Raw genomic sequence first — 10,683 nt, 5'->3', positions numbered from 1 at the left:
AGGCGTTGGAGGATGCGGGGGTTGATGCGGGTGGGTTGCGGGGGAGTGGGACGGGTGTGTTTGCGGGGGTGATTCCGCAGGATTATGTGGCGCGGCTGTCTTCGGTGCCGGATGAGGCTGCGGGTTATGCGGGGATTGGTAATACGACGAGTGTGGTGTCGGGTCGGGTGGCGTATTCGTTTGGTTTTGAGGGTCCGGCGGTGACGGTGGACACGGCGTGTTCGTCGTCGTTGGTGGCGTTGCATCTGGCGGCGCAGTCGTTGCGGTCGGGTGAGTGTTCGTTGGCGTTGGCGGGTGGGGTGACGGTGATGTCGTCGCCGGCGACGTTTGTGGAGTTCGGTCGGCAGCGGGGTCTTGCGGGGGACGGGCGGTGCAAGGCGTTCGCGGCGGGTGCGGATGGTACGGGTTGGGGTGAGGGTGTGGGGGTGTTGGTGTTGGAGCGGTTGTCGGATGCGCGTCGTCATGGTCATCGGGTGTTGGCGGTGGTGCGGGGTTCGGCGGTGAATCAGGATGGTGCGTCGAACGGGTTGACGGCTCCGAGTGGTCCGTCGCAGCAGCGGGTGATCCGGCAGGCGCTGGCCAGTGCCGGTCTGTCCACGGCAGATGTGGACGTGGTCGAGGCCCACGGCACCGGCACCACACTCGGCGACCCCATCGAGGCGCAGGCCCTGCTGGCGACGTACGGTCAGGGACGTCCGGAGGGCCGTCCGTTGTGGCTCGGCTCCGTGAAGTCGAACATCGGTCATACGCAGGCGGCTGCGGGTGTGGCTGGTGTGATCAAGATGGTGATGGCGATGCGGCACGGGCGGCTCCCGGCGACGCTGCACGTGGACGCCCCCTCGCCGCATGTGGACTGGACGTCGGGTGATGTGCGTCTGCTGACGGAGCCGGTGCCGTGGGAGGTGAACGGCCATCCGCGTCGGGCGGGCGTCTCCTCGTTCGGGGTGAGCGGCACCAACGCGCACGTGATCCTGGAGGAGCCTCCCGTAGTGGAGCCGGAGGCCGCTGCGCCGGTGGGCGATGGCCTGGTGTCATGGGCGGTGTCCGGCCGTGACGCGGCCGGTCTGCGGGCCCAGGCGGCACAGCTCGCCAGCTTCGTGCGGGCTCAGCAGGCCGCGGGTGTGGTCGACAGCCAGTGGTTGGCGGGAGTCGCGGCGGGTCTGGCCGGCCGGGCCGGCCTGGAGCAGCGGGCCGCGGTGACCGGCACCGATGTCGAGGCGTTGCTGTCAGGGTTGGACGCGGTGGCGTCCGACGCAACAGCCCAGGGCGTGGTCACCGGCGCGGCGGCGCACGGCTCGGACCTGGTCTTCGCCTTCCCTGGTCAGGGTGGTCAGTGGGCGGGGATGGGCCGGGAGTTGCTGGAGTGCGATGCGGTCTTCGCGGAGGCGGTCGCCGAGTGCGAGCGTGCCTTGGACCCGTGGGTGGACTGGTCGTTGAGGGCGGTTTTGTCGGGTCGGGAGCGGGAGTGGCTGGGCCGGGTGGATGTGGTCCAGCCGGTGCTGTGGGCGGTGATGGTCTCCCTGGCGGAGGTGTGGCGTGCGGCAGGGGTCGTACCCGATGCCGTCGTGGGTCACTCGCAGGGTGAGATCGCGGCTGCGGTGGTGGCGGGTCGGTTGAGTGTGGAGGACGGTGCCCGGGTCGTCGCTCTGCGGTCGCAGGCGTTGCGGCAACTGGCCGGTCTCGGTGCGATGGCCTCGGTCTCGCTGGACCCGGAGAAGGCAGAGGCGTATCTGCCGTCGCGCGTGACCGTGGCGGCGGTGAACGCGCCGGGGCAGATCGTGGTGAGCGGCCCGCCCGAGGAGATCGTCGCGCTGTGCGCCGAGCTGGACGAGCGGGGCGTACGGGCCCGCCGTATCGAGGTCGACTACGCCTCTCATCACGCACAGGTCGAGCAGATCGCTGAGGAACTGCGCGCCGGATTGGACGGACTGTCCTCGCGCGGCAGCGAGGTGGCGATGTGGTCGACGGTCACCGGCGAGCTGGTGGAGGACGAGGAGCTGGACGCCGGGTACTGGTACCGGAACCTGCGGCAGCCCGTGCTGTTCGAGACCGCAGTCCGCGCCGCGCACACCCACGGCCACGGTCTGTTCATCGAGCTGGGCCCGCACCCCGTGCTCGGACTCGCGTTGTCGACCGTACTCGGCGATGGCGATGGCGATGGCGATGGCAACAGCAACAGCAACAGCGACAGCCACGGCCACGGTGATCGCTACGGTCGGGTGCTGCATACGCTGCGCCGCGACCAGCCCGAGGCCACGCAGCTCCTGAACAGCCTGGGCGCGGCCTGGACGGCGGGCCTGCCGGTGGCGTGGCGCGACCTGCTGCCCGCCGTGGAACCGGTGGCGCTGCCGACGTACGCCTTCCAGCGCCAGCGCTACTGGCTGGACGCACCACCGGCGGTGGCCCCGACCAGCAGCGCCTCGGTGTCCGATGGATGGCGTTACCGGGTGGGGTGGACCCCGCTGGCGGCCGAGCACTCGGGTGGGCTGGCCCGGAAATGGCTGCTGCTGTGCCATGACCTGGCCGGAGCGGTCGACGTTCGGGAGGCGTTGGAGCAGGCCGGTGCCCAGGTCGAGGTGCACGTGTTGCCGGACGGTCGTGACGTCGATCGCGCCGCTGTCGCGCAACTGCTCACGGACGCCGAGCACATCGCCTATCTACCGACCGGCTCCAGCCGTGGTCCCGAGGCCGAGGCTGAGGCTGAGGAGGCGCCCAGTCTGTCGGATCGGCTGGCCGTTGTGCTGGCGGTGGTGCAGGCGGTGGTGGAGCGGGAGGGTGGCCGGTTGTGGGTGGTGACCCGTGGTGCGGTGTCGGTGCCGGGGAACGGTTCGGTTCCGGATCCGGTGCTGGCGGCGGTGTGGGGTCTGGGTCGGGTGTTCGGGCTTGAGCACCCGGGTCATTACGGTGGTCTGGTGGATCTGCCGGCGGTGTGGCAGCCGGGTACGGGTCGTCTGTTGGTCTCGGCGTTGGCGCAGCCGGTGGAGGATCAGTTGGCGGTCGGTGGGGACGGGGTCTTCGTGCGTCGTCTGCGTCGTGCTCCGGTATCGAACGTGGCTGGTGGTGAGCGGTGGCGGCCGAGTGGGACGGTGTTGGTGACCGGTGGGACCGGTGGGCTGGGTTCGCATGTCGCGCGGTGGCTGGCGGGGAGCGGTGCTGAGCATCTGGTGCTGGTGAGTCGGTCCGGGGCGCAGGCTCCGGGGGCGGTGGAGCTGGCCGGGGAGTTGAGTGCGGCCGGTACTCCGACCACGGTGAAAGCCTGTGACATCACGGATGCGGAGCAGTTGGCCGAGGTCCTGGGCGACACCGGCCACCCGCCCATCACCACCGTCATCCACGCCGCCGCGACGATCGAGCTGGCCCGCTTGAGCGACGCCACGCCGGAGCATCTGAGCACCGTCCTGGACGCCAAGTGCACGGGCGCCGCCCACCTCGCCGATCTGCTCGGCGCCCACCACCCCGATGTCCGGCTGGTGCTGTTCTCCTCCATCGCCGGAATCTGGGGCAGCGGGGTGCACGGCGCCTACGCCGCCGCGAACGCGTATCTCGACGCGCTGGCCGAGAGCCGAGCCGCGTCGCAGCCGATCACGTCCGTGGCGTGGGGCATCTGGGACACCGAGCTGGCCCTGGGTCGCGTCGACCCCGACCAGATGTACCGCCAAGGGCTGCCGTTCCTCGACCGCGCCCGGGCGCTGGACGCGCTCGCCCAGGTTGTCGCCGGCGAGGAGACGGTCCTGGCCATCGCCGAGGTCGACTGGCCCACCTTCGTTCCCGTCTTCACCGCGGCGAGGCCGCGGCCACTGCTCTCCGAGCTGCCCGAGGTACGAGCCCTCGAACCCGCCGAACAGGACGCCACGGCCCCGGCCGCATCCTCCTCGGCGCTGGTGGAGCGGCTCGCCACAGCCGGCGAGGCCGAGAGGGACGCGGCGCTGCTGGAGGCGGTTCGGAGCGAGGCGGCGTCCGTGCTCGGTCACACCGGCCCGGACGCCATCGGCCCCCACCGCGCGCTCCGCGACGTCGGGTTCGACTCGCTGACCGCCGTCGACCTCCGCAACCGGCTCAGCACGGCCCTCGGGGTCCGGCTACCCGCGACGGTGGTCTTCGACTACCCCACGCCGCGTGCCCTCGCCGCCTTCCTCAAGTCCGAGGTGTGGGGCGGACGCCCCGCCACCGAGAGCGCCGCACGGCCCGTGGCGTTCAGCGGCGAGCCCATCGCCATCGTCGGCATGAGCTGCCGTCTCCCCGGCGGGGTGCACTCCGCGGAAGACCTCTGGGACCTCCTCTCCGCACAGCGCGAGACCGTCTCGGGCTTCCCCGTCGACCGCGGATGGGACACCGGCTCGCTTCATCACACGGACCGTGACGGCTCGAACGGCGTGTCCGCCCGAGGCGGAGGCTTCCTGCACGACGCCGCCCTCTTCGATCCGGAGTTCTTCGGCATCAGTCCTCGTGAGGCCCGCGCGATGGACCCCCAGCAGCGGCTGCTCCTGGAGACCGCGTGGGAGGCGTTCGAACGCGCCGGGATCGACCCGGAGGCGTTGGCGGGCACCCCGACCGGCGTTTTCGTCGGCTCCAACTACCAGGACTACGGTGCCAACCTGGCAGCCGTTCCGGAGGGCACCGAGGGGCATCTGCTCACCGGTGGCGCGTCCAGTGTCCTGTCCGGTCGTATCGCGTACACCTTCGGCCTTGAGGGGCCGGCGGTCACCGTCGACACGGCGTGCTCGTCGTCGCTGGTCGGTGTGCATCTGGCCACCCAGGCGCTGAGGCTCGGGGAGTGCTCCCTCGCGCTGGCCGGAGGCGTCGCCGTGATGGGGACGCCGGGAGCGCTGCTCGCGTTCAGCAAGCAGGGCGCGCTGTCGCCGGACGGTCGGTGCCGCTCCTTCTCCGCCGAAGCGGACGGCATGGGCATGGCCGAGGGCGTCGGTCTGCTGCTGCTCGAAAGGCTGTCCGACGCGGTGGCGAACGGTCACCAAGTGCTGGCCGTGGTACGTGGTTCCGCGGTCAACCAGGACGGAGCGTCGAACGGTCTCACGGCGCCGAACGGCCCCTCGCAGCAGCGGGTGATCCGCCAGGCGTTGGCGAACGCGCAGCTCGACGCCGCTGAGGTCGATGCCGTGGAGGCTCACGGCACAGGCACCAAACTGGGTGACCCGATCGAGGCGCAGGCCCTGCTGGCCACATACGGGCAGGACCGGCCGGAGGGACGGCCCCTGTGGCTGGGGTCGGTCAAGTCGAACGTCGGCCACACACAGGCCGCCTCCGGGGTGACCGGTGTGATCAAGATGGTGATGGCGTTGCGGCACCACTCGCTCCCGGCCACGCTGCACGCCGACACACCGTCACCGCACGTGGACTGGGCGACTGGTGACGTACGGCTGCTGACCGAGCCGGTGCCGTGGCAGGTGAACGGCCACGCACGTCGGGCGGGTGTCTCCTCGTTCGGGGTCAGCGGCACCAACGTCCACGTGATCCTGGAGGAGGCCCCCACGACACAGGCCCCCACGACACAAGCCCCCGCGACAGAGGCCCCCGCGACACAGCCCCCCACGACACAGGCACCCACGGCGGGGGCCCCCACGACACAGCCCCCCACCCCCGAGAAGTCGACCGCAGAGGCGCCGCAGACGCCGTCAGCGCCGGGCGAGAGCCTGGTGCCGTGGGTCGTGTCAGGCCGCGGTGACGGGGGACTGCGCGGTCAGGCGGCGCGATTGGCGAGCTTTGTGCGGGCTCAGCAGGCCGCCGGTGCGGTCGACCGCGAGTGGATCGCGGGCGTGGCCGCCGGGTTGGCCGGCCGGGCGGCTCTGGAGCAGCGGGCCGTCGTCGTCGGCGCGGATGCGGACGAACTCCTCGCGGGTCTGGACGAGTTGGTCACCGACGGACGATCGCCGCTGAGCCGGGCGACGGACCCCGGCGTGGTGTTCGTCTTCCCCGGTCAAGGCGGTCAGTGGATGGGGATGGGCCGTGAGCTTCTGCTCTCGTGGCCGGTGTTCGCCGAGCGGATGGCCGTGTGCGAGCGGGCCCTGGACCCGTGGGTGGACTGGTCGCTGCGGGCCGTCCTGTCGGGTGAGGAGCGGGAGTGGCTGGGCCGGGTGGATGTGGTCCAGCCGGTGCTGTGGGCGGTGATGGTCTCCCTGGCGGAGACCTGGCGTGCGGCAGGGGTCGTACCCGACGCTGTGGTGGGTCACTCGCAGGGCGAGATCGCGGCTGCGGTGGTGGCGGGCCGGTTGAGTGCCGAGGACGGTGCCCGGGTCGTCGCTCTGCGGTCGCAGGCGTTGCGGCAACTGGCCGGTCTCGGTGCGATGGCCTCCGTCGCACTGGCCGCGACGGAGGCGCAGACGTACTTGCCGCCGTCGGTGACGGTGGCGGCGGTGAACGCACCGGGGCAGATCGTGGTGAGCGGTCCGCCCGAGGAGATCGCCGAGCTGTGCGCGACCCTGGACGGGCAGGGCATACGCGCCCGCCAGATCGAGGTCGACTACGCGTCCCACCACGCGCAGGTGGAGGGAATCGCGGAGGAACTACGGGCCGGCCTGGACGGACTCTCCCCACGCGGCAGTGAGACGGCCATGTGGTCCACCGTCACCGGCGAGTTGGTCGCCGATGAGGAACTGGACGCCGGGTACTGGTACCGGAACCTGCGGCAGCCGGTGCTCTTCGAGACCGCCGTCCGGGCCGCGCACGCCCACAGCCGGGGCCTGTTCATCGAGGTCGGCCCCCACCCGGTACTCGGGCTCGCCCTGTCGACCGTCCTCAGCGACAGCGACAGCGACAGCGGTGACGGTGACGGCGAGGGACGGGTGCTGCACACCTTGCGCCGCGACCAGCCCGAGACCGCTCAGCTGCTCACCAGCCTGGGCGCGGCCTGGACCGCCGGTGTGCCGGTGGCGTGGCGGGAGCTGCTGCCCGCCGCGGCACCGGTGGCGCTGCCGACGTACGCCTTCCAGCGGCAGCGCTACTGGCTGGACGCGCCCCCCGCCACGGCGGATCTCGCGCAGCCGGTCGGCGCCTCTCCGAGTGACGCCTGGCGTTACCGCGTGGGATGGACACCGCTGGCCGCCCAGCACGCTGATCGGCTGCACCGGCGCTGGCTGCTGCTGTGCCACGACGACGCCGAGATCCGCGACGTACAGTCGGCGCTGGAGCAGGCCGGTGCCAAGGTCGAGGTGCGGGTCCTGCCCGCCCACCCCGCTCTCGACCGCGCCGGTGTCGCTGAGCTGCTGGCGGGCGCGGAACACATCGCGTACCTGTCGACCGGGTCGGACCGGAGCCACCCGGACCATCCCGGCCTGCCCGTGGGGCTGGCGGACGCATTGACGGTCATGCAGGCCGTCGTGGAGCAGGAGGGCGCCCGGCTGTGGGTCCTGACCCGTGGCGCGGCCGACGCGCCCGGGACCGACCGGGCCCCCGACCCGGCAGCGGCGGCGGTGTGGGGCCTCGGCCGGGTCTTCGGGCTCGAACACCCCGACCACTACGGCGGTCTCATCGACCTGCCCGACGCCTGGCAGCCCAGCACGGGTGCCCAGGTGGCCACAGCGCTGGCCGAGCCGGTCGAGGACCAGATCGCCCTGCGCGCGGGCGGCCTCTTCGCCCGTCGGCTCCAGCACGCGCCGGCACCCCCGCACGGCGGCCAGGAGTGGAAGCCCCGTGGCACGGCCCTGATCACCGGAGGCACCGGCGCGCTCGGTGCCCACCTGGCCCGCTGGCTCGCCCGGAACGGCGCCGAGCGGATCGTCCTGGTCAGCCGCACCGGGCCGGACGCGCCCGGCGCGGGCGACCTGGCCCACGAGCTGACGGGCCGGGGCACCCCCACCACCGTCGTCGCCTGCGACATCGCCGACCCCCAGCAGGTGGCCGACCTGTTCGGCGACGGTGGCGATCACCCGCCGATCACCACCGTCATCCACGCCGCGGGGGTACCGCAGCACACCACGCTGCTGGAATCGGACCCCGCTACCTTCGCGGAGCTGCTGAGGGCGAAGGTGACCGGCACACAGAACCTCCTCACCGCCCTTCACGAGCACCCCGTCGACGAACTGGTGCTGTTCTCCTCCAACTCGGGTGTCTGGGGCAGCGGGCTGCACGGCGCCTACGCCGCCGCCAACGCCTACCTCGACGCGATGGCGGAGTACCTGCGCGAGCGGGGCCGACGGGCGATCTCGATCGCCTGGGGTCTCTGGGGCGGCGGAGGCATGGCGGAGGGCGACGGCGAGGAGTACCTGTCGCGCGTCGGCATCCGCCCGATGGCACCCGACCTCGCCGTCGCGGCGCTGCACGAGGCGCTCACTCTGGACGAGACGTTCGTAGCCGTCGCCGATGTGGACTGGGAACGGTTCGTTCCCACCTACACGGTGGCCCGGCGGCGTCCGCTCATCGAGGACCTGCCCGAGGTCCGGCGACTGGCCGGCGGCACGGACACCGCGACCGCCGACACCGCCGGCGACGACACGCAGTCGCTGCGGGGCCGCCTCACCGAGCTGAACGCCGACGATCGGAACACCGAACTGCTCGCGATCGTGCAGCGGGAGGCCGCCAAGGTCCTCGAACTCCGGGATCCCGAGGCGGTGGCGGAGCAGCGTGCCTTCCGCGAGCTGGGGTTCGACTCGGTGATGGCGGTCGAGGTGCGGAACCGGTTGGGGAGGCTGACCGGCCTGCAACTGCCCGCCACCCTGGTGTTCGACCACCCGACACCGGCCGCTGTCGTCGCGTACCTGCACGGAGCCATGTTCCCGGACGGGACCGAGACCGTGGCGTCACCCCTCGCGCAGATCGAACGGCTGGAGAACGCGCTGCTGCGCATGCGGCAGCCCGACAGTCGCGAGAAGGCACGCATCACGCTGCGCCTCCAGTCCCTCCTGGAGACCTGGCGTGGTGAGAGCGACGAGCAAGGGCAGGGGGACACCGGCGGGCAACTGTTCGAATCCGCGACCCCCGGCGAAGTATTCGACTTCATTGACAAGGAGCTGGGTCAACGCTGACCGCGACCCAGCCCCGTTGGACTCCGGCGATTGAGAATGTGATGACGGACCAGGACAAGCTGTTCGAATACCTCAAGCGGGTAACCGGTGAGCTGAAGCAGACGCGCGAACGCCTCCTGCGGTACGAGTCCGGCGAGCACGAGCCGATCGCCGTGGTGGGGATGAGCTGCCGCCTTCCGGGCGGGGTACGCAACCCCGAGGACCTGTGGGACCTGGTGGCGAACGGCACGGACGCCATCACGGCATTCCCGCCCGACCGAGGCTGGGCGATCGATGAGCTGTACGACCCGGTGCCCGGCCGCCCGGGCAAGACGTACGCCCGCGAGGGCGGCTTCGTCGAGGACGTGGCCGACTTCGACGCCGAGCTGTTCGGGATCAGCCCGCGCGAGGCGCTGAGCATGGACCCGCAGCAGCGGCTGCTGCTGGAATCCGCGTGGGAGCTGTTCGAACGCGCGGGCCTGGACCACACCACCCTCCGGTCCAGCTCCACCGGCGTCTTCGTCGGCGCGGGCTTCCAGGGCTACGGCAGTCACGCGGACGCCTCCGACGGCTACCTCCTGACCGGCTCTACCGGCAGTGTGGTGTCGGGCCGGCTGGCGTATGTGTTCGGGCTTGAGGGTCCGGCGGTGACGGTGGACACGGCGTGTTCGTCGTCGCTGGTGGCGTTGCATCTGGCGGCCCAGGCGCTGCGGGCCGGTGAGTGCTCGATGGCGCTGGCCGGTGGTGTGACGGTGATGTCGACGCCGGGGGCGTTCGTGGAGTTCAGCCGCCAGCGCGGGATGGCCCCCGACGGGCGCTGCAAGCCGTTCGCCGCCGCCGCGGACGGAACGGGCTGGGGCGAGGGCGTCGGTCTGCTGCTCCTTGAGCGGTTGTCCGACGCCCGTCGCAACGGACATCAGGTGCTGGCCGTGGTACGTGGCTCGGCGGTGAACCAGGACGGCGCCTCGAACGGCCTGACGGCACCCAACGGGCCCTCGCAACAGCGGGTGATCCAGCAGGCGCTGGCGAACGCCGGACTCGGCGCGGATCAGATCGACGTCGTGGAGGCGCACGGTACGGGTACGACGCTGGGTGACCCGATCGAGGCGCAGGCGCTGCTGGCGACGTACGGCCAGGATCGTGCGGAGAGCCGCCCGTTGTGGCTCGGCTCCGTGAAGTCGAACATCGGGCACACGCAGTCCGCCGCGGGCGTGGCCGGTGTGATCAAGATGGTGATGGCGATGCGGCACGGACTGCTGCCGGAGACGCTGCACGTCGACAAGCCCTCGTCACACGTGAACTGGACGACCGGCGATGTCCGTCTGCTGACGGAGTCCGTGCCCTGGTCCGGTGACGGGCGGCTGCGCCGGGCGGGCGTGTCCTCGTTCGGTGTGAGCGGTACGAATGCGCACGTGATCCTGGAGGAGCCCCCAGCCGCCGAGCCTGTGGCGGCGCCGGTGGAGGTGTCGGGTCCGGTGCCGTGGGTGGTGTCGGGTCGGGGTGGTGCGGGGCTGCGGGGTCAGGCGGCGCAGTTGGCCGGGTTCGTCCGGGGCGGTGGGGACGTGGATGTCGCGGGTGTGGCGGCGACGTTGTTGAACCGCGCGCTGCTGGAGGACCGTGCGGTGGTCGTGGGTGAGGGCGTCGCGGAGTTGGTCGCGGGCCTTGACGCGCTGGCTGAGGGCGGATCTGTCGATGGGCTGGTGACGGGTTCGGCGGTGATGGGGAAGAC

The 10,683-nt window shown here is 71.6% G+C and carries 2 protein-coding genes; both read left to right on the top strand.

What is annotated here, in order from left to right; genetic code table 11:
• Nucleotides 1-8,975 (top strand): SDR family NAD(P)-dependent oxidoreductase (locus ACIQNG_RS38935; protein ID WP_401491949.1); only part of this gene is annotated, 8,975 nt, incomplete at its 5' end.
• 41 nt (nt 8,976-9,016) lie between these two features.
• A partial coding sequence (locus ACIQNG_RS38930; protein ID WP_401491946.1) for a type I polyketide synthase occupies nt 9,017-10,683 on the top strand: 1,667 nt, incomplete at its 3' end.

Source organism: Streptomyces sp. NPDC091377, assembly GCF_044757045.1.
GTDB lineage: Bacteria > Actinomycetota > Actinomycetes > Streptomycetales > Streptomycetaceae > Streptomyces.
The sequence above is the reverse complement of the archived record's forward strand: the minus strand, read 5'-3'. Positions and strand labels throughout refer to the sequence as shown.